This window comes from Planomonospora corallina, from assembly GCF_042650625.1.
Classification (GTDB): domain Bacteria; phylum Actinomycetota; class Actinomycetes; order Streptosporangiales; family Streptosporangiaceae; genus Planomonospora_B; species Planomonospora_B corallina.
Genome location: NZ_JBHSBM010000025.1, coordinates 85,202 through 108,517, shown reverse-complemented (window position 1 = coordinate 108,517; position 23,316 = coordinate 85,202). Strand labels below are relative to the sequence as shown.

Annotated in this window: 22 protein-coding genes; 12 read left to right on the top strand and 10 right to left on the bottom strand. The window is 72.4% G+C overall.

The genetic code is table 11. From position 1 onward, the window contains the following. The first annotated feature begins 83 nt into the window (after positions 1-83). Genes ACFOWE_RS22550 through ACFOWE_RS22535 form a run of 4 tightly spaced genes read left to right on the top strand, consistent with a single transcriptional unit; the run spans position 84 to position 2,607 of the window. The gene (locus tag ACFOWE_RS22550) at positions 84-929 is read left to right on the top strand and encodes an ABC transporter ATP-binding protein (protein WP_377290956.1); all 846 of its coding nucleotides are present in this window, start codon (positions 84-86) and stop codon (positions 927-929) included. Next, positions 926-1,759, top strand: coding sequence for an ABC transporter permease (locus ACFOWE_RS22545; protein WP_377290954.1), 834 nt, complete (start codon positions 926-928; stop codon positions 1,757-1,759). The genes ACFOWE_RS22550 and ACFOWE_RS22545 overlap by 4 nt, the downstream gene beginning before the upstream one ends. 15 nt (positions 1,760-1,774) lie before the next feature. Next, the gene (locus ACFOWE_RS22540) at positions 1,775-2,011 is read left to right on the top strand and encodes a helix-turn-helix transcriptional regulator (RefSeq protein WP_377290952.1); all 237 of its coding nucleotides are present in this window, start codon (positions 1,775-1,777) and stop codon (positions 2,009-2,011) included. After that, positions 2,008-2,607, top strand: a complete 600-nt coding sequence (locus tag ACFOWE_RS22535) for a hypothetical protein (RefSeq protein WP_377290950.1) — start codon at positions 2,008-2,010, stop codon at positions 2,605-2,607. Before ACFOWE_RS22540 ends, ACFOWE_RS22535 begins: the two co-directional genes overlap by 4 nt. On the opposite strand, the gene ACFOWE_RS22530 is transcribed toward ACFOWE_RS22535, so the two are convergent. Then, positions 2,577-3,044, bottom strand: coding sequence for a GyrI-like domain-containing protein (locus tag ACFOWE_RS22530; RefSeq protein WP_377290948.1), 468 nt, complete (start codon positions 3,042-3,044; stop codon positions 2,577-2,579). The two genes, ACFOWE_RS22535 and ACFOWE_RS22530, sit on opposite strands and share 31 nt — an antisense overlap. A gap of 131 nt (positions 3,045-3,175) precedes the next feature. Here ACFOWE_RS22530 and ACFOWE_RS22525 point away from each other — a divergent pair, with 131 nt between their 5' ends. From ACFOWE_RS22525 to ACFOWE_RS22515, 3 genes are all read left to right on the top strand, one after another. Continuing rightward, a complete protein-coding gene (locus ACFOWE_RS22525; protein WP_377290946.1) occupies positions 3,176-4,615 on the top strand; it encodes a GuaB1 family IMP dehydrogenase-related protein in 1,440 nt (479 codons plus the stop codon). 202 nt (positions 4,616-4,817) lie between these two features. Then, complete coding sequence (locus ACFOWE_RS22520; RefSeq protein WP_377290944.1) at positions 4,818-5,396, top strand: general stress protein; 579 nt, start codon at positions 4,818-4,820, stop codon at positions 5,394-5,396. A 297-nt stretch (positions 5,397-5,693) separates the two neighbouring features. Then, on the top strand, positions 5,694-6,209 hold the full coding sequence (locus tag ACFOWE_RS22515; protein WP_377290942.1) for a hypothetical protein: 516 nt from the start codon (positions 5,694-5,696) through the stop codon (positions 6,207-6,209). Between the two features lie 202 nt (positions 6,210-6,411). Here ACFOWE_RS22515 and ACFOWE_RS22510 read toward each other — a convergent pair whose 3' ends face one another. The 5 genes from ACFOWE_RS22510 to ACFOWE_RS22490 form a co-directional block, all read right to left on the bottom strand. Further along, positions 6,412-7,410: a LacI family DNA-binding transcriptional regulator gene (locus ACFOWE_RS22510; RefSeq protein WP_377290940.1), complete on the bottom strand. Its 999-nt coding sequence runs from the start codon at positions 7,408-7,410 to the stop codon at positions 6,412-6,414. A 197-nt stretch (positions 7,411-7,607) separates the two neighbouring features. Next, positions 7,608-8,564 (bottom strand): carbohydrate ABC transporter permease, encoded by a 957-nt coding sequence (locus ACFOWE_RS22505; RefSeq protein ID WP_377290938.1) that lies wholly within the window; start codon positions 8,562-8,564, stop codon positions 7,608-7,610. After that, positions 8,561-9,535, bottom strand: coding sequence for a carbohydrate ABC transporter permease (locus ACFOWE_RS22500; RefSeq protein WP_377291337.1), 975 nt, complete (start codon positions 9,533-9,535; stop codon positions 8,561-8,563). Before ACFOWE_RS22500 ends, ACFOWE_RS22505 begins: the two co-directional genes overlap by 4 nt. Positions 9,536-9,641: 106 nt before the next feature. Next, a complete protein-coding gene (locus ACFOWE_RS22495) occupies positions 9,642-10,994 on the bottom strand; it encodes an ABC transporter substrate-binding protein (protein WP_377290936.1) in 1,353 nt (450 codons plus the stop codon). 375 nt (positions 10,995-11,369) lie between these two features. Continuing rightward, on the bottom strand, positions 11,370-14,183 hold the full coding sequence (locus tag ACFOWE_RS22490; protein WP_377290934.1) for a glycosyl hydrolase: 2,814 nt from the start codon (positions 14,181-14,183) through the stop codon (positions 11,370-11,372). A gap of 253 nt (positions 14,184-14,436) precedes the next feature. On the opposite strand from ACFOWE_RS22490, the gene ACFOWE_RS22485 reads away from it, so the two are divergent. The 4 genes from ACFOWE_RS22485 (at position 14,437) to ACFOWE_RS22470 (ending at position 19,216) form a co-directional block, all read left to right on the top strand. Next, positions 14,437-15,834 carry a GH1 family beta-glucosidase gene (locus ACFOWE_RS22485; RefSeq protein WP_377290932.1) on the top strand — a complete coding sequence of 466 codons (1,398 nt, stop codon included), beginning with the start codon at positions 14,437-14,439 and terminating at the stop codon, positions 15,832-15,834. 4 nt (positions 15,835-15,838) lie between these two features. Beyond that, complete coding sequence (locus ACFOWE_RS22480; RefSeq protein WP_377290930.1) at positions 15,839-16,843, top strand: LacI family DNA-binding transcriptional regulator; 1,005 nt, start codon at positions 15,839-15,841, stop codon at positions 16,841-16,843. A 172-nt stretch (positions 16,844-17,015) separates the two neighbouring features. Beyond that, positions 17,016-17,393, top strand: a complete 378-nt coding sequence (locus tag ACFOWE_RS22475; protein ID WP_377290928.1) for an FKBP-type peptidyl-prolyl cis-trans isomerase — start codon at positions 17,016-17,018, stop codon at positions 17,391-17,393. A gap of 296 nt (positions 17,394-17,689) precedes the next feature. Next, positions 17,690-19,216 carry an ATP-dependent DNA ligase gene (locus ACFOWE_RS22470; protein ID WP_377290927.1) on the top strand — a complete coding sequence of 509 codons (1,527 nt, stop codon included), beginning with the start codon at positions 17,690-17,692 and terminating at the stop codon, positions 19,214-19,216. A 46-nt stretch (positions 19,217-19,262) separates the two neighbouring features. Here ACFOWE_RS22470 and ACFOWE_RS22465 read toward each other — a convergent pair whose 3' ends face one another. Then, the gene (locus ACFOWE_RS22465; RefSeq protein WP_377290925.1) at positions 19,263-19,907 is read right to left on the bottom strand and encodes a DUF1707 and DUF4870 domain-containing protein; all 645 of its coding nucleotides are present in this window, start codon (positions 19,905-19,907) and stop codon (positions 19,263-19,265) included. 145 nt (positions 19,908-20,052) lie between these two features. Here ACFOWE_RS22465 and ACFOWE_RS22460 point away from each other — a divergent pair, with 145 nt between their 5' ends. Next, positions 20,053-20,391 (top strand): hypothetical protein, encoded by a 339-nt coding sequence (locus ACFOWE_RS22460; protein ID WP_377290923.1) that lies wholly within the window; start codon positions 20,053-20,055, stop codon positions 20,389-20,391. Positions 20,392-20,413: 22 nt separating this feature from the next. Here the strand turns inward: ACFOWE_RS22460 and ACFOWE_RS22455 are convergent, their stop codons facing one another. From ACFOWE_RS22455 to ACFOWE_RS22445, 3 genes are all read right to left on the bottom strand, one after another. Next, positions 20,414-21,544: a DUF4192 domain-containing protein gene (locus ACFOWE_RS22455; RefSeq protein ID WP_377290921.1), complete on the bottom strand. Its 1,131-nt coding sequence runs from the start codon at positions 21,542-21,544 to the stop codon at positions 20,414-20,416. 75 nt (positions 21,545-21,619) lie between these two features. After that, positions 21,620-22,444, bottom strand: coding sequence for an EI24 domain-containing protein (locus ACFOWE_RS22450; RefSeq protein WP_377290919.1), 825 nt, complete (start codon positions 22,442-22,444; stop codon positions 21,620-21,622). Between the two features lie 126 nt (positions 22,445-22,570). Next, a complete protein-coding gene (locus ACFOWE_RS22445; RefSeq protein WP_377290917.1) occupies positions 22,571-23,161 on the bottom strand; it encodes a Maf family protein in 591 nt (196 codons plus the stop codon). Positions 23,162-23,316: the final 155 nt, after the last annotated feature.

Below are 23,316 nucleotides of genomic sequence, written 5' to 3'. Positions count from 1 at the left end.
GGTGTACCGCCCTCCGTCGTAGATCTCAGTACATGAGAAGCAGGACTTCACTCATATGTAGTAGTTGTACTACATTCGACGGCATGAGTACTGCGGTGAGTGTGCGCGGGCTGCGGATGAAGTACGGCGCAGCCGAGGTGCTGCGCGGGGTCGACCTGGAGATCCGGCGCGGAGAGATCTTCACCCTGCTCGGGCCCAACGGGGCGGGCAAGACCACCACGATCGAGATCCTGGAGGGCTTCCGCAGGCGGTCGGCCGGCGAGGTCGGCGTGCTCGGCACGGACCCGGAGAAGGGCTCCGACGCCTGGCGGGCCAAGCTCGGGATCGTGCTGCAGAACTGGCGCGACCACGGCCGGTGGGGCGTGCGGGAGCTCATCGGCCACGTGAGCGAGTTCTACGACGATCCGCACGACCCGGACGGGCTGCTGGCCGCGGTCGGGCTGACCGGGCAGGCCGGTCAGCGGATCGCCCTCCTGTCCGGCGGGCAGCGCCGCCGCCTGGACGTCGCCCTCGGCATCGTGGGCCGCCCCGAGCTGCTCTTCCTGGACGAGCCGACGACCGGCTTCGACCCGGAGGCCCGGCACGAGTTCCACCAGCTGCTCGCCCGGCTCGCCGCGGAGGACGGCATGACGGTGCTGCTCACCACGCACGACCTGGTCGAGGCGGAGAAGCTCGCGCACCGGACCGCGATCCTGGTCGGCGGGCGGATCGCCGTCTGCGGCACCCCGGCCGAGCTGGCGCGGACCGTGCAGGCGCCGTCCCAGGTGCGCTGGGTGGAGGACGGCCGCGAGCACGTCCAGGCCACCGACGACCCGTCGCAGCTGGCGTGGGAGCTGCACAGGAGATTCGACGGACCGGTGCCCGGACTGGAGATCCGGCGGCCGTCGCTGGAGGAGAGCTACCTCGGACTGATCGGGAGGGCCGCGTGAACGGCAGGACACTGCGCATCGGGATCAGGCGGGGCTGGACGGAGCACATGCACCTGCTCCGCACCCGCAAGGAGCTGGTCGGCAACCTGATCGGAACGGTGGGGCTCTTCGCCGTGCTGAGCCTGTGGCTGAAGGACTCCCCCATCGAGGGCACGGGGGTCTCCCAGCTCACGTTCCTGATGGTCGGCTTCATCGCCTACACCGTCTTCGGCACCGCGCTGGTGACGCTCCCCATGGCGCTGGTGACCGACCGGGAGGAGGGCACGCTGCTGCGGCTGCGCACCATCCCCGGCGGCATCCCCGCCTACCTGGTGGGCCGGGCGGTCACCCTCCTGTGCCAGATCACCGTGCAGGTGGTGCTGATCGTGGCCACCGGCGTCGTCCTGGGCGGCGCGCCGCTCCCGGACGACTGGCCGACGCTGCTGTGGGTCCTGGTCCTGGGCACCGTCGCCGCGGTCCCGCTGGGAGCGGCCATCGGCTCCGTGCTGCCCAGCAGGAACGCGGTCGGCCTCGCCTCCCTGCCCATGCTGGCCCTGATGTTCACCTCCGGGATCCTCTTCCCCGTGACGTTCATGCCCGAGACCCTCCAGTGGATCGCCCAGGCGTTCCCGCCCTACTGGCAGGGGCTCGGCCTGCGCGCGGCCTTCCTGCCCGACACGATGCTCACCGCGGAGATCGGCGGGAGCTGGCGCCTGCCGTACGTGGCGGCGGCGCTGGCGGCCTGGGCGGTGGCCGGCATGCTGCTCGCCCCGGTGCTGATCCGCCGGACGACCCGGCGGGAGTCCGGCTCGCGGCTCGCCGAACGGCAGTTCGCCGCCCAGAACTCGTGATCCGGGGAGGGCGCGATGAGCACGGAAGAGGTCTACAACCGCATCCCGATGCTGCGGGCCGAGCGCGGCGTCTCGCGCAAGGAGCTCGCGGCCGCGCTCGGGGTGCACTACCAGACGGTCGGCTACCTGGAGCGGGGCGAGTACAGCCCGAGCCTGCACCTCGCCCTGCGCATCGCCGAGTACTTCGAGGTCCCGATGGAAGTGGTGTTCTCGTTGAGGCCGTTCCCGCGGCTGGGAAGTGAGACGAAGTGACGGACGACAGCAGGCCCTCCTGGCGGATCAGTCAGGCCGAGGCCGTGCAGATGGACATCCTGCCGGGCTGGTACGCCACGCGGGCCCGGCGCCGCAGGCTCGCCGTGATCGGCGCCGTCTCCGTGGCGCTCCTGTGGGTGAACGTGGTCCCCGCCTGGACCGCGGAGCGGGGCGACACGCCGTGGCCGTTCTTCGCCCTGCTCGGGTTCTCGACGGTGCTGGCCCTGCCGGTCATCTCGCTGCTCAACGTCGCCACCCGGGGCGTCACCGCGCTGGCCGAGAAGCAGCTGGACGAACGGCAGGTGGCCGAGCGGCTCCGCGCCACCGCCCTGGCCCACCGCATGGTGCACGGCGTGCTGGCCTCGCTCGCCGCCGCGCTGCTCACCGCCGGTGTTCTCGTCCCAGACGAGATCGACGTGCCGGCCTCCGCCGCCCTCATGGCGCTGATCGCGCTCTTCATGACGAACATGATGGCGCCGCTGCTCATCTCGGCCTGGCGGCTGCCCGACCCGCCACCGGACGACGAGGACGAGGACGAGGACTCCCGGGCGACGCCCGGTGCGGCTCAGCGCATCGGCGGGAAGACCGCCACGTAGAGGTCCACGCCCTCGCGGTGGTGGACCTCCAGGTCGGTGCTGAAGGCCCGGGGCGGGGTGCCGCCGGACTCGGTGTGCTTCCACATCCGCTGCCAGCACTCCACCAGTGCGCCCGGCATGGCCCCCCGCGCCTCCAGCCTCAGCGCCGGCACGGCGGGCACCCGGACCGCGACCATGCCCTCGGGCAGGGCGGCGGCGGTGCGCACGGCCACCCCGACGACCTGGGTGTAGAAGCCGTGGTGGTCGCTCTCGTAGTCGGTCAGGACCGCGTACAGGTTCTCGTCGACCCGCCCCGGCACGTGCGCGAAGGCCCCCGGCACGCCCGCCCGCTGCCACAGCGCCGGCAGTTTCGCCCGCGCCGGATCCATCTCGTCGGCGTTGCACGTCCGCACGGCGTGGCCGACGACCAGAACCTCCGGCCGGTCAACGATGTTCACAGATCCTCCTCATGGCCACCCCGACAAACACGCAAACCGGATCTTAATCTCCATCACGACCGTTCAGCTCCCATAGCCCACCCGGAAACGGGGAAGGAACACCGTGGCCGTCCTCACATAAGGTAGACGTGGTGAAGTTCCTCAACGACATGGCTCCGGCCCACGACCTGACCTACAGCGACGTGTTCATGGTCCCGGCGCGCTCCTCCGTCGGCTCCCGGCTCGACGTCGATCTGTCCGCCTCCGACGGCACCGGCACCACGATCCCGGTCGTGGTCGCCAACATGACGGCGGTCGCCGGCCGCCGCATGGCCGAGACCGTGGCCCGGCGCGGCGGCATCGCGGTGATCCCCCAGGACATCCCGATCGACGTGGTCGCCGACGTCGTCGGCTGGGTCAAGAAACGCGACCTGGTCCACGACACCCCCATCGCGCTGGCCCCGCACGACACCGTCGGCAAGGCGCTCACCCTGCTGCCCAAGCGGGCCCACGGCGCGGTCATCATCGTCGACGGGGACAGGCGTCCGGTCGGCGTGGTCACCGAGGCCGACTGCCACGGCGCTGACATGTTCACCCAGCTGGAGCAGGTCATGTCCGACCACCTGCTCGCCCTGCCCGCCGGCCTCGACCCGCGCGAGGCCTTCGACCGGCTCCACGACGGCCGTCACCGGCTCGCCCCGGTCGTCGACGGCGACGGCCGGCTGGTGGGCATCCTGACCCGGACCGGCGCCCTGCGGGCCACCCTCTACCGGCCCGCCGTCGACGCCGCCGGCCGGCTGCGGATCGCCGCCGCCGTCGGGGTCAACGGGGACGTGGCGGCCAAGGCCAAGGAGCTGCTGGAGGCCGGGATCGACTGCCTGGTCGTGGACACCGCTCACGGCCACCAGGAGAAAATGATCAACGCGCTCCGGGCGGTCCGCGCGCTCGGCCCCGGCGTGCCGGTCGCCGCGGGCAACGTCGTGACCGCGGCCGGGGTGCGCGACCTGGTGGAGGCCGGTGCGGACATCGTCAAGGTCGGTGTCGGCCCGGGAGCCATGTGCACCACCCGGATGATGACGGGCGTCGGCCGCCCGCAGTTCTCCGCCGTCCTGGAGTGCGCCGCCGAGGCCCGCCGTCTCGGCCGGCACGTCTGGGCCGACGGCGGCGTCCGGCACCCCCGCGACGTCGCGCTGGCCCTGGCCGCCGGGGCGGCCAACGTGATGATCGGCTCCTGGTTCGCGGGCACCTACGAGTCCCCCGGCGACGTCCACACCGACGCCGACGGCCGCCGGTACAAGGAGAACTACGGCATGGCCTCGGCCCGCGCCGTCAAGCTCCGCACCGCGGAGGACTCCCCCTTCGACCGGGCCCGCAAGGAACTGTTCGAGGAGGGCATCTCCACCTCCCGGATGTACCTCGACCCGCACCGTCCCGGAGTCGAGGACCAGATCGACGCCATCGTGGCGGGCCTGCGCTCCTCCTGCACCTACGCCGGGGCCGCCACCCTGGAGGAGTTCCACGAGCGCGCGGTGGTCGGCGTGCAGGGCTCGGCCGGCTACACCGAGGGCATGCCGCTCCACCAGAGCTGGTGACGCCCGGCGGCGCCCGCCGGAGGGCCTTGCGGCGCCGAGGACCTTCTAACGCGGAGGACCTTCCGGCGCGGAGAGGGCCTTTCCGGCCGGCGCCGCGGCCTGGGCGGCCGGTGGAGAGGAGATCCGCGGGACCGCGCATCGTCCCGCCCGTCGTGGGTAGCCGCACTCCCCGAGCCACACCGACTCGGAAAGGCGGCAGGACATGACACAGCTGCACACGGGCGTCGGGACACCGGTCGTCGTCGACCGCCGGACGCTGGTCGGCTACGACAACTACGCGGCCGCGCAGCGGACCGTGGACGCGCTCTCGGACGCCGGATTCCCCGTGGAGCACGTCGCGATCGTCGGCACCGACCTGCGCATGGAGGAGACCGTCACCGGCAGGATGACCAACGGCAGGGCCGCGCTCCTCGGCGCGGGCAACGGCCTGTTCTTCGGCCTCCTGGTCGGGGCGTTCCTCGGCCTGTTCACCTCGACGACGCTCTCGTTCCTCATGATGGTCCTCTGGGCGGGCCTGTGGGGCGCCGTGATGGGGGCCGCGTTCGGCTTCCTCAACCACTACTACACGCGCGGCAAGCGGGACTTCTCCTCGCGCAGCGCCATCGTCGCCGGCCGCTACGACGTGCTCGTCGCGGCCTCGCACGCCGACCACGCCCGCGCCGTCCTGGACGGCGTCGCGCGCCCGGCCGACACCGTGGTCGTCGACCCGCCGGTGGCCGGCGGGTACGACCCGGGCGTCCAGCGCCCGATCGCCCCGGAGCAGCGCCGCCCCGGGCGGTGACCTCCCGGGCGGCCGCCGTGGCCCCTGCCGGGCCGCGGACTCCCCGCCGTCTCCGCGGACTCCCCGCCGTCTCCGCGGCCCGGCCGCGGGCCGCCGGCCCGCGGATCGACCACTAGAACGGAAGGTCACAGGTGCCGGGTGGTTCTTTTTCCCACCCGGTACGGCTTCCGCCACCCCGGCCTCGACCACGTGTAGCGATCATGTTCACGCTCTGCGTAGTCTTCTCTCGCCGCACAGATGTCCTCCCTCCACCACTGTGACGGCTTCCCCCATTGGCGACAACGGCGAGGAGCTGTCGTGTCCGACGCAACATCAGAAGTCCGCACACGTGCCCTGGAGCTCGGGGTGGCCGAGCTCCGCGTGGAGGCTCACGAACACCGGGCCACCACCGCGGCGATCTTCGAGGTCCTCAAGGACCTGCGCACGGAGATGACCGGTCTCCGCACGGAGATGACCGGTCTCCGCACGGAGATGACCGACCTGCGCACGGAGATGACCGACCTGCGCACGGAGATGACCGACCTGCGCACGGAGGTGAAGACCGAGATCGCCGAGCTCCGCACCGAGATGCGCACCGAGATCGACGGCCTCCGCACCGAGATGCGCACCGAGATCGACGGCCTCCGCACCGAGATGCGCATCGAGATCAGCAGCATCCGCACCGATGTGTCCGAGCTCCGCGAGGACCTCGGCACCGTCAAGCGCTCGGTCGGGAACCTGGAGCTCTCGATGAAGCGAGTCGAGGGCGACGTGGCCGAGCTCAAGGCCGGTCACCTGGAGCTGCGCAACCTGGTCGCGGGCATGATCCGGTAACCGGACCGTCCGCGAACGATCACAGGCCGTCGTGACCCGTCCGCCGCGGCAGCGGCGGCGACGGCCTTTCGTCATGTCCGGGGCCGCTCGACCGGCCGGCCACGCGATCCCTCCACCTGCTTTCGTCATGTCCGGGGCCGCTCGACCGGCCGGCCACGCGGTCCCTCCACCTGGCCCCGCGCGGCGGGACCCGGGTGCGGGGTCAGGCCGACTCTCTGACCACCAGTTCGGTGGGGAGGATGACCGGCTCCGCGGACCCCCCGCCGGACGCCAGGCCGAGCAGGAGGCGGACCATGGCCGCGGCCTGGTCGACGACGGGCTGGCGGACCGTCGTCAGGGGCGGCTCGGTGTAGCGGGCCGCTTCGATGTCGTCGAAGCCCACCACCGCCACGTCGTCCGGGACCCTGCGCCCGGCCTGGCGGAGCGCCTGGAGCGCGCCGATCGCCATCAGGTCGTTGGCGACGAAGACCGCGTCGAGCGCGGGATCGTCCTCCAGGAGCTGGCGCATCGCCACCGCGCCGGACTCGCGGGTGAAGTCGCCGATCGCCACGATGGAGCGGCGGTCGGAGCCCTGCATGACGTTCCGGTAGCCGGTCAGGCGGTCCTGTCCGGCGATCATGTCCTGCGGCCCGGCGACCGTGGCGATCCGGCGGCGGCCCGCCTCGGCCAGGTGGCGCACGGCCGTCTCCGCCCCGCCCACGTTGTCGTTGTCGACGAAGGGCAGGTCCACCGGGACGGCGGGCCTGCCGTACGAGACGACGGGCACGCGCATGCGGGTGATCGCGGCGGGCAGCGGGTCGGCGCCGTGCATGGAGATGAGCATGACGCCGTCGACGTGGCCACCGGCGATGTAACGCTCCACCCGGGCGTGGCTGCGGGCCGACCCGGCCAGCATCAGCACGACCTGTTTGTCCGCCGCCTCCAGCTCCGCGCTGGCCGTACGGATGACGGTGGAGAACATCGGGTCATCGGAGAAGACCCGGGTGGGCGACTCCGAGACGATCAGCGCGATGGAGTCGGTGCGCTGGTTGACGAGGGTGCGCGCCGCCGCGTTGGGCACGTAGCCGAGTTCCTCGACGGCCCGCATCACCGCCTCCCGGATGCCCGAGGCGACGGTCGGCTGCCCGTTGACCACCCGGGACACGGTGGCCCGGGAGACTCCCGCGCGGGCGGCGACCGCCTCCAGGGTGGGGCGCTTCATGGTGGCCTCCGGCTCGACACTGCGATCGGCATGACGATAACCCATCACGGACCCGGCGGAGTCCCGTGGGAGATTCCGCCACCGGCCCGATGCGGGGCCCGTGGAGATCCGCCGCGAACCCGGTGCGGGCCCGCGGCGGGCCGGGGAGCCCGCGGGGCGCCGGAACCGCTCCCGGCGCCCCGCGGGGCTCTCCCCGGTCAGCCCTTGACGCTGCCCGCCAGCAGGCCCCGGACGAAGTACCGCTGCATCGACAGGAAGACGACGAGCGGGATGACGAGCGAGACGAACGCGCCGGCGGTCAGGCGCTGCCACTCGTTGCCGCGGGTGCCGGCCATCTGCGCCAGCCGTACGGTCATCGGGGCGCTGTCGGGGGTGCCCCCGGCGAAGATCAGTGCCACCAGCAGGTCGTTCCAGACCCACAGGAACTGGAAGATGCCGAAGGTGGCCAGCGCCGGCGCGACCAGCGGGAGGATCAGCTTGCGGAAGATGACGCCGTGGCTCGCGCCGTCCACCCGGGCGGCCTCGACCAGCTCTCCCGGCAGCTCCGACATGAAGTTGTGCAGCAGGAAGACGCCGAGCGGCAGGGCGAAGCAGGTGTGCGCGAACCACACCTGCGCGAAGCGCGCCGGGCCCTCCAGCTCCCAGGCGGGCAGGATCTGCAGGCCGAAGACCGACACGCCCTCGGAGAAGAACGACAGCAGCGGGACCAGCGCCATCTGCAGCGGGACCACCTGCAGCGCGAAGATGCCGATGTAGACCCAGTTGCGCCCGCGGAACGGCACCCAGGCCAGCGCGTACGCCGCGAAGGCGGCGAAGGCCAGCGGGAACAGCACCGACGGGATCGTGATGACGATCGAGTTGACCAGGAAGCTGGCCATCCGGCCGGAGGACGAGGAGGTGCTGAACAGCACCTCCTGGTAGTTCTCCAGGGTGAGTTCCGGGTCGGAGAAGAACTTCCACCAGCCGGTGGTCTTGATCTGGTCCTCCGGCCGGAGCGAGGACAGGAACAGGCCGAAGGTCGGCGTGGTCCACAGCACCGCGATGACGAGCGCCACGGCGCTGGCGGCCCGGCCGCTCAGCCGCTTCCTGACGCGGTGGGCGGCTCCCCTGCTGTCGGACCGTACCGCCGGGACGGCGGGTGAGACGGTGGTCATCGGGCGGCCTCCCGCTGCTGGCGGATCTGGTAGACGACGATGGGGGTGACCAGGACGAACAGGAACACGGCCAGCGCCGCGCCCTTGCCCGTCTCGCCGTACCGGAACGCCTGGTTGTACATCTCGTTGGCGATGACGCTGGTGTCGAACTGGCCGCCGGTCATGGTCCGGACGATGTCGAACAGCTTGAGCGTGCCGATCGACTGGGTGACCAGCACCACGAGCACGGCGGAGCGGATGCTCGGCAGGGTCACCCGGAAGAACATCTGGACCGGGGAGGCGCCGTCGAGCCTGGCCGCCTCGACGATCTCCGCGGGGATGCCCTTGATGGCGGCGGAGAGCACCACGGTGGCGAAGCCGGCCTGGATCCATACCATGACGACGATGAGGAAGATCGTGTTGAGCGGCGGCTCCAGCAGCCACTGCTGGGGCGTGCCGCCGAAGGCCACCACGATCTGGTTGAGCAGGCCGATCTGGTCGCTCTCCTCGGGCCGGTAGGCGTAGACGAACTTCCAGATGATGCCGGCGCCCACGAAGGAGATGGCCATCGGCAGGAAGACCAGCGACTTGGCGAGGGACTCGAAGCGGCTGCGGTCGACCAGGACCGCGTAGAGCAGGCCGACCGCGGTCACCAGGACGGGGACCAGGGCGACCCAGATGAGCGTGTTGCGGAGCACCGTCACCGCTTCGGGCTGGGTGAACATCCAGACGTAGTTGTCGAGCCCCACCCAGGAGGCTCCGTCACCGCTCATGAACGACAGCAGGGTGGTGCGCACCGCCGGCACGACCAGGCCGATCGCGAGCAGCAGGAGCGCCGGGGCGAGCAGGATGGTCACGACCGGCCACGGCCGCCGCCGCATCGGCACGCGGTCGAGCAGGAGCAGCAGGAGCGCGACCACCGCGCAGAAGGCGACCACGCCGAGCAGCAACTGCAGGATTTTCGGCTGCTCCGCGGCGAAGTCGAAGTCCAGGTTCATGGAGGGAACTCCCGGAAGGGATGGGCGTTTGCGGAGGCGTCCGGCTCCGCCGAGGGGGGCGAACCCCTGCCGGGAGCCGGACGCCGCAGGTGCCTTCGGACTAGGACTTGGGCCAGGAGGCCTCGATGAAGTCGAGGACCGTCTTGGTGTCCTTGCCGTTGATCCAGTCGGTCATGCCCTTCCAGAAGGTGCCCGCGCCGACCGCGGCCGGCATCAGGTCGGAGCCGTCGAAGCGGAAGACCGTGTTCGGGTCCTGGAGCATCTGGATGGAGAGCTTGTCGATCGGGTTCTGCGCGTTGTTGATGTCGACGCCCTTGTTGGCCGAGACGTACGTGCCCAGCTTCATCCGGGTGTTGGCGAAGTCGGCGGTGGCCAGATACGCCTGGAACGCCTGGACCTCGGGACGGTCGGCGAAGGCCGCGACGAACTCGCCGGCGCCCAGCACCGGCTTCTTGGCCGGGTCGTTGCCGGGCAGGTAGAAGGCGAAGACGTCGCCGTCCTCGGCCACCGTGGTGCCCTCGGGCCAGAAGTTGGCGTAGAAGGAGGCCTGGCGGTGCAGCGCGCACTTGCCCTCGGTGATCGGCACGCCGCCCTCCTGGAAGGCGGTGCTCGCGATGCTCTTGACCGGGCCGTAGCCGCCGTTGACGAACTTGTCGTTCTTCAGGATCGCGCCGACCTTGTCGACCGCGGCGACGACCTTGGGGTCGTTGAAGGCCAGCTTGTGGGCGACCCAGTCGTCGTAGCCCTCGGGGCCGAGCTCGCGCAGCAGCACGTCCTCGATCCAGTCGGTGGCCGGCCAGCCGGTGGCGTCGCCGGACTCGATGCCCGCGCACCACGGCTTGACGCCGCTGCCCGCGATCGTCTCGCTGAGGGTCATGAGCTCGTCCCACGTCTGCGGGATCTTCCAGCCCTTCTCGGCGAACATCTTCGGCGAGTACCACACGAAGGACTTCACGCTGGCACCCAGCGGGGCGCCGTAGAAGGCACCGTCGATGGTGCTGTACTTCAGCCAGTCGGGCGACCAGTTCTGCTCGGCGAGCTTCTTGACCTGGTCGGGAGCCGCCTTGAGCTTGCCGGCCTTGGCGAAGCGCTCCAGCAGGCCCGGCTGCGGGAAGAACGCCAGGTCCGGCGGGTTGCCGCCGTCGGCGCGGACCTGGATCTGCGCCTCGAACTCGCCGGTGCCCTCGTAGTTGACCTTCATCCCGGTGCACTTCTCGAACTGCGCCCAGGTCTGCTGGAACAGGTCGGCCTCGGTGTCCCGGATCGGGGAGTAGACCGAGACCTTCTTGCCGTCGTGCTTGCCGAACTGCTCGTACGGGGCGCAGTCAGCGGACGTGCCGCCGCCGTCCGCCGTGGGCGCGGGCTCGGAAGAACCGCAGCCGGCGGCGAGCAGCGCCAGGCCCGCGGCGCTCGCCGCGAAGGCGAGGCGCGTGGGCCGAGAGAGGAGCGACATGGACCCTTCCTCCATTACTTTGCCGGGCCGGCCCCGGCGGGCGGGGCCGGCTGGACCACCTCGCGGCGTCCGCGCAGGGCACCGTGCGGACGGCGCCCGCCTGGGGTGGCCGGGTGACTCCAACCGATGTGAGAGCGCTCTCTGCAGCTTTGTCGGCCAACATCGTGATGTCAATCACTGTGATGCTATGGTTACGCATTTGAGAAAATAGCCCCCATCAGGGGTGATTCACCATTTGACCATCTGTGAGAGCGCTCTCTGACAGCGGGACGGAGCCCTCGGAAGCGAACGGGCGGGGACCGTGCGGTCCCCGCCCGGTGCCGGTGCGAGTGTACGCGGGGCGGCGGGCCCCGCCGCCCCGGTGCGCGGCCCGGCTCAGCTCGTCGAGAAGGTGAACCAGTTGAGGTTGACGTACTCCGCCGGCTGGCCGCTGCTGAAGGTGAGGTAGACGGTGTGCGTGCCGGTCACCCCGGAGATGTTCGCGGCGATCGTCCGCCAGCTCTGCCAGCCGCCGGTGTTCGCCACCGCGAAGTCGCCGATCGGCGCGGCCGTGGGGCTGTCGAGGCGGACCTGGACCAGCCCGCTGATCCCCGGCTCCGCCCCGGAGGCCACCCTGGCCTTGAACTGCCGCGCGGGCTCGGAGCCGAAGCGCACGTTGTCGTAGCGGAGCCAGTCGCCGTTCGCGATGTACCCGACGTTCTTGCCGCCTCCGGTGTCGGTGGTGTCCTCCACGACCGTGCCCGACTGGGCCTGGTGGTTCTCCGCCTGGATGGTGGAGCGGGCGTCGACCCCGCCGGACGTCGGCGTGGCCGTGGGGGTCGCGGTGGGCGTCGCGGTGGGGGTCGCCGTCGGGCTCGCAGTGGGCGTCGCCGTCGGGCTCGCGGTGGGGCTCGGCCCGGAGCCGTTGCCCGGCTCGGTGCCGCTGCCCGCCGGCCCCCGCCAGGCCATCGCCCGGCCCGGAACGGCGAGCGTCTGCCCGTCGGAGAAGCGGACCGTGACGGCGCTCGTGGAGACGTTGTAGGCGACGTAGGTCTTCCCCGCCGAGCCGCTCAGCACCGCGTAGGTCGGCACGCTCGCGGTGACCGAGTGGTCGGGGGTGCCCCAGGCATTCAGCGCGGTGATCCAGTGATTGGCGTGGGCGCGGGAGTCGCCGTCCTCGGGGGCCGGGTTGGCGCCCTGCCAGAGCGACTGCGCGGCGGCGGGGTCGGCCATGGCCAGGAACTGCCAGATGACGTCGCGCCACTCGCTCTCCTGGCCGCCGTTGGAGGTCCGCATCTCGCTGATGTTCTGCTTGATGTCGGCCTTCCAGGCGCCGTTGTACAGCGAGCCGCCGGTGATCGGCAGCATGTTGATGCCGTGGATCTCCTCGGCGTTCGCCGTCCACCAGGTGGAGTAGCTGGCGCCGGCGCCCCAGACCATGCCGACCGTGTCGTGGCCGTACGAGGAGGGGAAGACCGCTCCGTCGGCGTCGAACCAGTACTCGCCGATGGCCTCGCGCTCGGTGGTGTACAGGTAGATGCCCGCGTCCCGCAGGGCGGTGTCGCCGGTCGCCTGGCCGAACAGGATCGCCGCGGTGTTGAACATCATCGACTCCGACGACGACTCCTGGTTGTTGCCGTGGCCGAAGCCCGCGTGCCCCGAGGCCCAGGCGTGCCCGGCGTAGGGGTCGAAGTTGCGCAGGAACGGGAAGCGGCTGTCGGAGCGGTCGTAGTTGGCCGCGTCCTTGACCAGGAGCTTCAGCATGCCGCCGTACTGGGAGTCGGAGACCCAGGCCGGATCGTGCTGGGCGACCATCGCCCCGGCCAGCACGTAGTAGCCGTAGTGGAAGTGGTGGTCGTTGAGCTCCTTGTCGGTGCCGTAGCCGGCCGGGTAGCCGATCAGCGTCTTCCACGTGGAGTCGTAGGCGAACAGCTTGCCGGTCTCCCCCGAGCCCGCGGTGAGCCAGTCGGCCAGCCTGCTCTTGACCAGGCTGATGGCCTTGTCCCGGCCGGCGGTGTGGCCGATCTGGTTGGCGACCGGGATGAGCGCCGCGATGCGCCACAGGGCCTTGCCCGTCCAGTAGGTGTCGACGGCGCCCTTGTAGGGGTCGGCGGCGTTCAGCTCGGCGTCGATGTCGGCCCGCAGCTTGGCCTTGTCCGCGCCGGGCGCGAGCGGCAGGGCGGGCAGCACGCCGTTGAACTGCGCGCTCGTGGTGAACGAGGCGCCCTCGCGCAGCCGCATCTCGCCGCGGGGCGAGACGTAGCGGTGCTCCGTCATCGCGTCCGAGGAGTTGCGCCACTGGTGCCGGTAGAGCGCTTGCAGGGTGCCGGTCTGGCTCCCCTGCCTGGCGGTGGTGGAGGCGGTGTAGGTGGCCCGCATCCGGGCGCTCGCCGCGTCGTAGCTCCAGCTCACCTTGGTGTCGGTGACGAAGGAGTAGGCGTACTTGGTGAAGAGTGGGAGCGCTCCCCGGGACGGCAGGACGGCCACCGAGAAGAAGTCGGCCGGGGCGCTCGCGGAGGCCGTGCCGGTCAGCGACCAGTTCTTCCCGGAGGGGGCGAACAGAGCGTAGTCACGGCCGTTGACCGTGACGCCGAGCACGTTGCCGTTGTTCTGCCAGACGCTGGCCGGGCCGGTGAACTCCACCAGCGCGTTCCCGCCGGCGGCCTCGGCGTAGACGTACGGCGAGCCGTGCGCGATCGTGGTCCGCAGCGTGCGGGTCCCGTCGCTCCAGCGCGGGGTGACGCTCCAGTCGCCCCAGCCGTCGACCTCGGTCTTCGGCGCGTTGAGCCCGGAGACGCCCACGTTGAGGTCACTCGCGTGGACGTACTCGTACATCCGCCCGTCGGAGCTGATGTTCGGCTTGTTCGGGTAGCCGACGCTGATGCCCTTGGCGTTCGCGTGGAACGAGAGCGGGTGGGCGTACATGTTCTCGGAGTACGGGTTGCCGGCGTAGCGCTGGTAGATCAGCGAGGACCACCAGTCGTTCGTCGGCGCCGCCTTGCCGGCCATCCGGCCGGTGACCTTGGGGGCGACGGCGGCGCCGTCGGAGTTCGAGGGGCCGGCCGTGCCGGCGGGGCGGGCGGAGGCGTAGCCGCCCGCGCCGACCGTGACCGCGGCCGCCGGGCCCGCCAGGGCGATCGGGGTGACCACGGCGGTCGCCAGGACCGCCGCCGCCGCGACTACTTTGCGTAAGGGGGATGGGAAGCCCATGGATACCTCCTGGGTACCGGGCTGCCGGCGCCGGGGGATCGGCCACCGGGGTGGGCATGGATCAGAGAGCGCTCTCTGACGGAGGACCGTATCCCTGAGTGAACATCGCGTCAACGCGTCCGCGGCCTTCGGTCCGCCCGGATGGCGGACACATCACCTTGACATGCCCGTCCGGCACCTACGATCCTGTGTGAGAGCGCTCTCTGCCGTGCGGGGCGAGGCGGATGACGGCGAGGCGAAAGGGGATGAAGACATGACCCTGTCCATGGGGGTGTCCGGGGGGACCGCGGAGGAGACTGCGGGCGGCGCCGGCCTGACCTTCCCGCAGGGATTCGTCTGGGGGACCGCGACGGCCTCCTACCAGATCGAGGGGGCGGCGAACGAGGACGGCCGCGGGCCGTCCATCTGGGACACCTTCTCCCGCACTCCCGGCAAGGTCGTCGGCGGCCACACCGGCGACGTGGCCTGCGACCACTACCACCGCTACGCGGACGACGTGGCGATGATGGCCGACCTCGGGATTCAGGCCTACCGGTTCTCCATCGCCTGGCCCCGGATCCAGCCTGACGGCTCCGGCCCGGTCAACCCGCGCGGCCTGGACTTCTACGAGCGGCTCGTCGACGAGCTGCACGGGCACGGCATCACGCCCATCGTGACGCTCTACCACTGGGACCTCCCCCAGGCCCTGGAGGACCGGGGCGGCTGGACCAGCCGGGAGACCGCCGAGCGCTTCGCCGAGTACGCCGCCGTCGTGCACGGCAGGCTCGGCGACCGGATCGAGACCTGGACCACGCTGAACGAGCCGTGGTGCTCGTCCTTCCTCGGCTACGGCGCGGGCGTCCACGCCCCCGGCCGCACCGACCCGGGCGCCGCCTTCGCCGCCGTCCACCACCTGCTGCTCGGGCACGGCCTGGCGGTGGCCGAGCTGCGCGCCGCGGGGGCCCGGCAGGTCGGCATCACCCTCAACCTCGCGCCGATCTCCGGCTCCGACCCCGAGGCCGTCGCGCACGTCGACGGGCTGCAGAACCGGATCTTCCTCGACCCGGTCCTGCGCGGCGAGTACCCCGCCGACGTGGTCGAGCGCGCCCGCCGCTTCACCGACTGGTCCTTCGTCCGCGACGGCGACCTGGACATCATCGGCGCGCCCATCGACATCCTCGGCGTCAACTACTACAGCCCCACCACCGTCCGGCTGCGGGCCTGCCAGCCGGCCAACCCGGTCCACCCGGGCAGCGAGGGCATCGCGTTCGTCCAGGGCGACGAGGAGAAGACCGCGATGGGCTGGTCGGTCAAGCCGGACGGCCTGACCGAGCTGCTGACCCGGCTCGCCCGCGACTACCCGGGCACACCGCTGATCATCACCGAGAACGGCGCCGCCTTCGACGACGTCCTCGCCGACGGCCGGGTCGCCGACGAGCGGCGGATCGCCTTCCTCGACGGCCACTTCCGCGCCGCGCACGCCGCGATCGAGGCCGGGGCCGACCTCCGCGGCTACCTGGTGTGGTCGCTGATGGACAACTTCGAGTGGGCCGAGGGCTACGCCAAGCGCTTCGGGCTGGTCCACGTCGACTACGCCTCGCAGCGCCGCACGCCCAAGGACAGCGCGCTGTGGTACCGCGAGGTCATCCGGCGCAACGGGCTGCAGGCGTGACCCGGTGACCTCCGCCCGGCCCACCCTGGAGGGGGTGGCGGCCCGGGCCGGGGTCTCCCGGGCCACCGTCTCCCGCGTGGTCAACGGCTCGGCGCACGTCAGCCCCGAGATCCGCGAGACGGTGCTGCGCGCCGTGGAGGAGCTGGGCTACGTGCCCAACCTCGCGGCGCGCAGCCTGGTGACCCGGCGGGCCGGCTCGGTGGCCCTGGTGTTCTCCGAGCCGCCCACCCGCGTCTTCTCCGACGACCCCCTGTTCGCCAGCGTCATCCGCGGCGTCAGCCAGGAGATGGAGGCCGCGGACAGGCAGCTCGTGCTCATGCTCGCGGGTACGCCCCGCGGCCGGGAGCGGGTCGAGCGCTACGCCACCGCCCGCCACGTGGACGGCGTGATCGTCGCCTCGATGCACGGGGCCGACCCGCTGCCCGCCGTACTGGCCCGCAGGGGCGTGCCCGTGGTGTGCGGCGGACGCCCCTTCTCGTACGGTGGACCGCCCTGCGTGGACATGGCGAACGCGGGCGGCGCCGAGCAGGCCGTCCGGCACCTGGTCGCGGGGGGCCGCCGACGGATCGCCACCATCGCCGGGCCGCAGGACATGGTCGCCGGGATCGACCGGCTGACCGGCTACCGCACCGCGCTGCGCGACTCCGACAGGCGCTCCATCGTCGCGGTGGGCGACTTCACCCGGGAGTCGGGCGCCGCGGCCATGCGCCAGCTGCTCCGGGACGACCCGGCGCTCGACGCGGTCTTCGCCGCCAGCGACATGATGGCACTGGGCGCCCTGCGGGTGCTGCGGCAGGCCGGGCGGCGCGTCCCGGACGACGTCGCCGTGGTGGGCTTCGACGACGTGCCCGCCGCCGCCTACGCCGAGCCTCCGCTCACCACGGTCCGGCAGCCCGCCGGCCAGATGGGCCGGGAACTGGGACGGCTCGTCCTGGAGCTCGCCTCCGGCGGCGACGTGGGCGGCCCGGTGATCCTCCCCACGGAGCTGGTGGTGCGCGAGTCGGCCTGACCGGCCCGGCCCGGCCCGCGGAGTGCCTCCCGCGCCGCCCGGGTGCTTCTCACCGCTTGGGTACTCCTTGCCGCCTGGGTGCTCCTTGCCGCCCCGCCGGTCGCCCGGACCCCGTAGAGTCGTTCGGCCGGTCGGACATCGGCCGGCACGTACCAGATCAAGGAGAGAGCACGTGGCACTGGAGAAGCCGGAGATCGACTTCCCGGAGGGTGAGGCACCCAAGGACCTGCAGATCGTCGACATCGTCGAGGGGGACGGGCCGGAGGCCAAGCCCGGCCACCAGGTCACCGTGCACTACGTCGGTGTCGCCTTCTCCACCGGCGAGGAGTTCGACGCCTCCTGGAACCGCGGCGAGCCCTTCGAGTTCCCGCTCGGCGGGGGCCGGGTCATCGCGGGCTGGGACCAGGGGGTCGCGGGCATGAAGGTGGGCGGCCGCCGCCGCCTGACCATCCCGGCCCACCTCGGCTACGGCAACCGGGGTGCGGGGGGCGGTCTCATCAAGCCCGGCGAGACCCTCATCTTCGTCGTCGACCTGCTCGGCGTCCGCTGAGTCCTCCGGCGGGCCGCTCCTCATCTCCCGAGGACGGCCCGCCGTTCCTCTTCCCGGGAAAGCACCGCTTCTCAGGAGAGCATCGCTTCCAGGAGAGCATCGCTTCCAGGAGAGCATCGCTTCCAGGAGAGCATCACCGGCCCTCCGGGGGAACAACCCCCGATCCTCCGGGAACGGCCCGCGCCCGCCCTCCGGGAACGGCCCGCGCCACTTCCCCGCACGATCCCGGGCCGCTCCGCCCCACGATCCCGGGCCGCTCCGCCGGAATGTCACCGCGAGCTCATAGTCTGGTCTGCGTGCTGTTGATCGATCTCGCGCGCACCTCGGCGGCCGTGGCCGCCGACTCCGCCCGGCTGGTGAAGATCCGTCATCTCGCGGAGCTGCTCGCCCGGGTCGGACCGGACGAGGCGGAGATCGCCATCGCCTACCTCTCCGGCGAGCTGCCCCAGCGCCAGCTCGGCGTCGGCTTCGCGAGCCTGCGGGACCTCCCCGAGCCCCGCCTCGCCGCCACCGCCACGCTGAGCCGGGTCGACGACCTGCTGAGCCGCATCAGGACGCAGTCCGGTCCCGGCTCCCAGGCCGCGCGCAAGGCCCTGCTGGAGGAGCTGTTCGCCTCGCTCACCCGCCCCGAGCAGACCTTCCTGTCCCGGCTGATCCGGGGCGAGCTGCGGCAGGGCGCACTCGACGGAGTGATGATCGAGGCCGTCGCCAAGGCGTCGGGGGCGCCGGCGGCGGAGGTGCGGCGGGCGCTGATGCTGAGGGGCTGGCTGCCTGCCGTGGGCGCGGCGGCGCTGTCCGGCGGGGTCGAGGCGCTGCGGGCCTTCAGGCTCGAGGTGGGCCGTCCCGTCTCGCCGATGCTCGCGCAGAGCGCCCCCTCCGTCGCCGCCGCGCTGGAGCGCGTCGGCGGCCGGGCCGCGCTCGAGTGGAAGCTCGACGGCGTGCGGGTCCAGGCCCACCGCTCCGGCGAGACCGTCTCGGTCTTCACCCGCGCTCTGGAGGACATCACCGCCCAGGTGCCCGAGCTGGTAGAGGTGGTCCGCGCCCTGCCCGTCGCGGACCTGGTGCTCGACGGGGAGGTCATCGCCCTGCGGCCGGACGGCCGTCCCGAGCCCTTCCAGATCACCTCGGGCCGGGTGGCCAGCCGGACCGACGTGGCCCGGGCCCGTCTCTCGACCCCGCTGAGCGTGTTCTTCTTCGACGCGCTCCGGGTGGACGGCGCCGACCTCCTCGACCTGCCCGACGAGACGCGCCACGCGGAGCTGGCCCGGGCCGTGCCGCCGGAGCTGATCACCCCCCGGCTGGTCACCGGCGACGTCGCGCGGGGTGAGGAGTTCTTCAAGGAGGTCGTCGGGCGGGGGCACGAGGGCGTGGTGGTGAAGTCCCCGGACAGCCCCTACGCAGCCGGACGGCGCGGTGCGGGCTGGATCAAGGTCAAGCCGCGGCACACGCTGGACCTGGTCGTGCTGGCCGCGGAGTGGGGCAGCGGCCGCCGCGAGGGGCGGCTCTCCAACCTCCACCTGGGCGCCCGCGATCCCTCCGGCGGCGGGTTCGTCATGCTCGGGAAGACCTTCAAGGGCCTGACCGACGAGCTGCTCGCCTGGCAGACCGAGCGGTTCCTGGAGCTCGCGGAGGGACCCGTCGACGGCTGGACGGTCAGGGTCCGGCCCGAGCTCGTCGTCGAGATCGCCTTCGACGGGGTCCAGCGCTCCGGCCGCTATCCCGGCGGCATGGCCCTGCGCTTCGCCCGGGTCATCCGCTACCGTCCCGACAAGACCCCCGACCAGGCCGACACCGTGGAGACGGTCCGCTCCCTGATGATCTGAGCCCGGACCCCGGCGTCCCGGACCCCGGCGTCCCGATCCCGGGCGGTCACTTGACCGGGCGGAGGGTGAACGGATAGCGGAAGTCCCCCTCGCCCAGCGCCGCCAGGCCACCGACGATCGAGAGCACCACGGCGCCGACCCAGAGCAGGGGCACCAGGACGACGCCCACGAACGTGATCCCCAGCAGCACGGTGGCGCCGAGGAGGGTCAGCTGGAAGTTGAGCGCCTCCACCGCGTGCCTGCGGATGTGGGGGGAGGTCCGGCCCGCCGCGAGCATCATGATCAGCGGACCGAGCACGAGCAGGCCGGTCAGCGGGAGCAGGTGCGCCGCCGCCGCGCCCAGGCGGTCTCCCCCGGTCCGCGCCCCGGGGCTCCCGTGTCCCGGAGCGTGCCCCGGAACCGTCCGGCCCGGCGCGGGAGCGTGCGGATGCAGCGCGGGTGTGCGGGAGCCGTACAGCTCCTGCATGATCGGCGCCAGGTCGCCGTGGACCCGGGCCGTCATCGCCCGCTCCAGCCGGTCGTCGAACTCGGTCTTGTCCAGTCGTCCTTCCGCGTAGGCGGCCTTGACGTGCTCGACCACCTGCTCCCGGTCCCGGTCGCTCGCCCGGAGGGCGGCGTAGCCGGGGCCGCGGCCCGCCGCCGGCACGCCCCCGTGCCGCGGGCCCGCCGGTGGTGTCGTTGTGCCTGCCATCGAAACCGACCATCCCTTCGTCACCGCTGTGACCTCCAGGTTCGTCCAGAACGGCCGTCTCGCGCATCGGGGTTCCCCCTTACCTGCTCCCTGGAGTTCTCCCCGAGACCCGTCATGGGACGTCCCGGAGATGTATAACAAGGACATGAGATGGCGGGATCGCTACGGTTTGAGGCGTCTGCGCGGGCCGAAGATCGCGAAGTTCGATCGTGAGGCGAACGACGCCGACATCGAGGCGCTCATCGCCTTCGCCAAGTCGCGCCGGGGCGTGGAGTTCTACGTCGAGCCGGAGACCTTCGCGACGGACACCACCGCCGTGGCCGTGGCCGACGACGGTGAGTGGACCCGGCGCCGGGTCGGCGCCCCCGCGGTGATCCGCAAGGTCGCCCGCGACCTCGCCCTCCCTGTCTACGACGTGCAGCTCACCGGCTATCCCGCCCGGATGCGGGCCTACAACGAGCGGCGCAGGCGCGAGGAGGCCTGACCGCCCGCGCTCCCGGGCCCGTTCATCCCGCCGGGCCGGACGGGCCGGCCGGCGGCTCCTCCAGCAGGACGACCATGGGGAGCAGCCAGGTCGTCCGCGGCGGGCCCATCTGGAGGTCGAGCTCGTCGGGAGTGGGCATCCGGTCCGCGAGAGCGTGCGGTGGGAGCAGATGGCGCAGCGCGTGCGCCAGGAGGTTCGCCATGGAGTAGCCGGGATCGGCCTCGTGCGCGCGGGCCAGGGCGACGCTCGCCAGCGCGCAGTCGCCGCCGCTCCAGGCGGCCATGCCGAGCAGCGAGGCGGCCGGGGGGACGAACCTCCGCTCCAGCCGCCGGGTGAGGTCCTGCCAGAGCCTGCGGTGCGCGTCTCGGGAGTCGTCGGTGATCAACGCCCACGCCTCGTCCCTGGTCCGGATGACCGCCAGGTCGAACCCGAGCCTGGCCGCCTGCCCATCGTCGAGCCGCCCTCCCGTGGCGTAGACGCCGACGGCCTCGCGCACCCGGGCCTTCCCGCCCGCGACGAGCTCGGCCGCGAGCCCGTCGAGGTCCTCGCATCCGGCGAGCCTGGCCCGCAGTTCCTCCGCGGCCTGGGCGGTGGCCCGGCGCATGGCCGCCCGGGCGGCCCCGCCGACGGGGGCGAGCGAGCGCTCCAGGGTCCGGCGGTCGGGCAGCGCGACCAGTCCGTGCGCGACGGCCCGGACCGCGACCTCGCCGGCCCTGCGGTCGTACGGCGTGCCGGAGGGGGGACAGCAGCCGGCGCGGGAGCAGAGGTAGGACCAGTAGCGGCCGTCCTCCGCCCGGAGCACGTCGACGAGCGTGATCCCGCTCCCGCGCAGCAGGGCCCGGATCTCGTCGGCCGCCGGGGTCACCAGCGGCCCCGGCCCGTAGCCGACGGCGATGACCTGGCTGATCTGCTCCCTGCGGAGCAGCGGGAGGATCCGGTCCGGCTCCGGCCCGCTCAGCGGCAGGTCCCAGCGGACTGTGAGGTGCAGGTGCCCCCGGGGCGGCTCCCCGCGCAGGCCGAGCAGGACGAGACTATCTGTGGGGTGGAAGCCCAGCAGGTAGGGGACCGCGCCGAGGACGTCCTCGGTGGAGCCGAGCAGCAGGTCGGGCGGGGCGTCGGGAAGACCGGGCGGGTCCGGGGTTTCGGTCGTCATGGCCGACAGCATCGCCGGAGCGGAGGGCGGGCCCTCCTCCGGACGGCGGCCCTGTGGACGACCGGTCCGCGCCGGTCAGCGCCCCTGTGGAAAACCCTGCGGGGCGGGCCCGGGCGGGAGGCTCCCGCCGGGGACCGCCCCGCCGGGGACGCTCCCGGGCGCCAGTCTCATGCGGACCATGACGGTCGCACCCGCGACGGCGGCGGGCATGGCGACCACCGCGCCCAGCGGGACGAGGAAGAGCAGGAAGAGGAGCACCCCGAAGCCGGTGGTGAGGGCCTTGTCCGCCCGGAGCAGCGCGAACCGGTCCCTGCGGGCCAGGCCCCGGCGCTCCATGGCGAGGGTGGTGAGCTCGACGGTGAGGAAGAAGCCCGAGACGAGGGCGCCCAGCACGGGGACCACGGTCTGCCCGAGCACCGGCACGAACCCGAGGAGGAAGAGGGGCACGGTGAACAGCAGCGTGTACCCGAGGGTCACCAGGCTGTCCCTGATCGAACGGGGGATCGACTTCCACAGGGGCACCTCGTGCCCGGTGGGCGCCCCGCCGTAGGACTCCTCGACCTTCTCCGAGAGCCTCTCGTAGAACGGCTCGCCGACGACCAGGGTCACCGCCGCGAAGGTCACCACGGCCAGGACGAGCCCGGCGCCGAAGAGCACCACGCCGGCCAGCACCCGGACGGCACCGCGGGCGGTCTCGCCCCACCCGTCGGCGAACGGCGTCATCCACTCGGCCAGCTCACCCGCGTTCGTCCCCAGGAAGTAGAGCCCCGCGGCGTAGAGCACGAAGACGATCAGCGCGGGGATCAGTCCGAAGAGCCACCAGCCGGGGTGGCGCGCGACCCAGCGCAGTCCCTGGAGGAAGAAGCCCATGCCACCGGCGAAGGAGCGGATCACACTCATGCCGCGAAGGCTATCGGGCCCGGGCGCCCACCGCGTGACGGCCTCGGCCGCCCCGGGCCCCGGGCCCTGAGCTCCGGGCTCCGGGCTCCGAGCTCCGAGCTCCGGTCCGCCCCGACGGGCACGGGCTCAGCGCCGCCAGAGGCCGGGTACGGAGACGCCCAGGGCGGCGAGGAGGCGGCGCAGGAGCGGCAGGGAGATGCCCAGCACGTTGCCGTGGTCGCCGTCGATGCCGTCGACGAACCAGCCGCCGGGGCCGTCCAGGGTGAAGGCCCCGGCGACCCGGAGGGGCTCGCCGGTGGCGACGTAGGCGTCGATCTCGGCGTCGGTGGGGGTGCCGAAGCGGACGAGCGTGGAGCCGACCTCGGCCGCCTCCCTGCCGGTGGCGGTGTCGATGACGCAGTGCCCGGTGAGCAGGTGGCCGCTCCGGCCGCGCATCTGCCGCCAGCGGGCGACGGCCTCCTCGGGTGAGGCCGGCTTGCCGTGGGCGCGGCCGTCGAGCTCCAGCACCGAGTCGCAGCCGATGACCAGGGGGCCGCTCAGGTCCTGCGCCACCGCCGCGGCCTTGGTCCTGGCCAGGGTGAGGCAGAGGTCGGCCGGGGTCCGGGCGGTGACGGCCTCCTCGTCCACCCCGCTGACGATCACTTTGGGGTCGAGTCCGGCGCTGCGGAGCAGGGCGAGGCGGGCGGGTGAGGCCGAGGCGAGTACGAGCTGGGTCACGCCACCGAGCCTATCGGCGGGTACGGCGGGCCCGCTCGCCCGGCCGGGCCCCTCCCGGGGCGCCGCGCAGCCCTCGCGCGCTCCTCCGGGGAGGCCGTACGGAGATCACCCGGAGACCACGCTGACACCATGTGGCGCTCCGCGCCGGGACCGGC

What these genes read in the sequence shown, in the direction of transcription:
- ACFOWE_RS22550 (WP_377290956.1), top strand. Translation starts at nt 84, where the DNA reads ATGAGTACTGCGGTGAGTGTGCGCGGGCTGCGGATGAAGTACGGCGCA.
- ACFOWE_RS22540 (WP_377290952.1), top strand. Translation starts at nt 1,775, where the DNA reads ATGAGCACGGAAGAGGTCTACAACCGCATCCCGATGCTGCGGGCCGAG.
- ACFOWE_RS22520 (WP_377290944.1), top strand. Translation starts at nt 4,818, where the DNA reads ATGACACAGCTGCACACGGGCGTCGGGACACCGGTCGTCGTCGACCGC.
- ACFOWE_RS22510 (WP_377290940.1), bottom strand. Translation starts at nt 7,410, where the DNA reads ATGAAGCGCCCCACCCTGGAGGCGGTCGCCGCCCGCGCGGGAGTCTCC.
- ACFOWE_RS22505 (WP_377290938.1), bottom strand. Translation starts at nt 8,564, where the DNA reads ATGACCACCGTCTCACCCGCCGTCCCGGCGGTACGGTCCGACAGCAGG.
- ACFOWE_RS22495 (WP_377290936.1), bottom strand. Translation starts at nt 10,994, where the DNA reads ATGTCGCTCCTCTCTCGGCCCACGCGCCTCGCCTTCGCGGCGAGCGCC.
- ACFOWE_RS22490 (WP_377290934.1), bottom strand. Translation starts at nt 14,183, where the DNA reads ATGGGCTTCCCATCCCCCTTACGCAAAGTAGTCGCGGCGGCGGCGGTC.
- ACFOWE_RS22485 (WP_377290932.1), top strand. Translation starts at nt 14,437, where the DNA reads ATGACCCTGTCCATGGGGGTGTCCGGGGGGACCGCGGAGGAGACTGCG.
- ACFOWE_RS22465 (WP_377290925.1), bottom strand. Translation starts at nt 19,907, where the DNA reads ATGGCAGGCACAACGACACCACCGGCGGGCCCGCGGCACGGGGGCGTG.
- ACFOWE_RS22460 (WP_377290923.1), top strand. Translation starts at nt 20,053, where the DNA reads ATGAGATGGCGGGATCGCTACGGTTTGAGGCGTCTGCGCGGGCCGAAG.
- ACFOWE_RS22455 (WP_377290921.1), bottom strand. Translation starts at nt 21,544, where the DNA reads ATGACGACCGAAACCCCGGACCCGCCCGGTCTTCCCGACGCCCCGCCC.
- ACFOWE_RS22450 (WP_377290919.1), bottom strand. Translation starts at nt 22,444, where the DNA reads ATGAGTGTGATCCGCTCCTTCGCCGGTGGCATGGGCTTCTTCCTCCAG.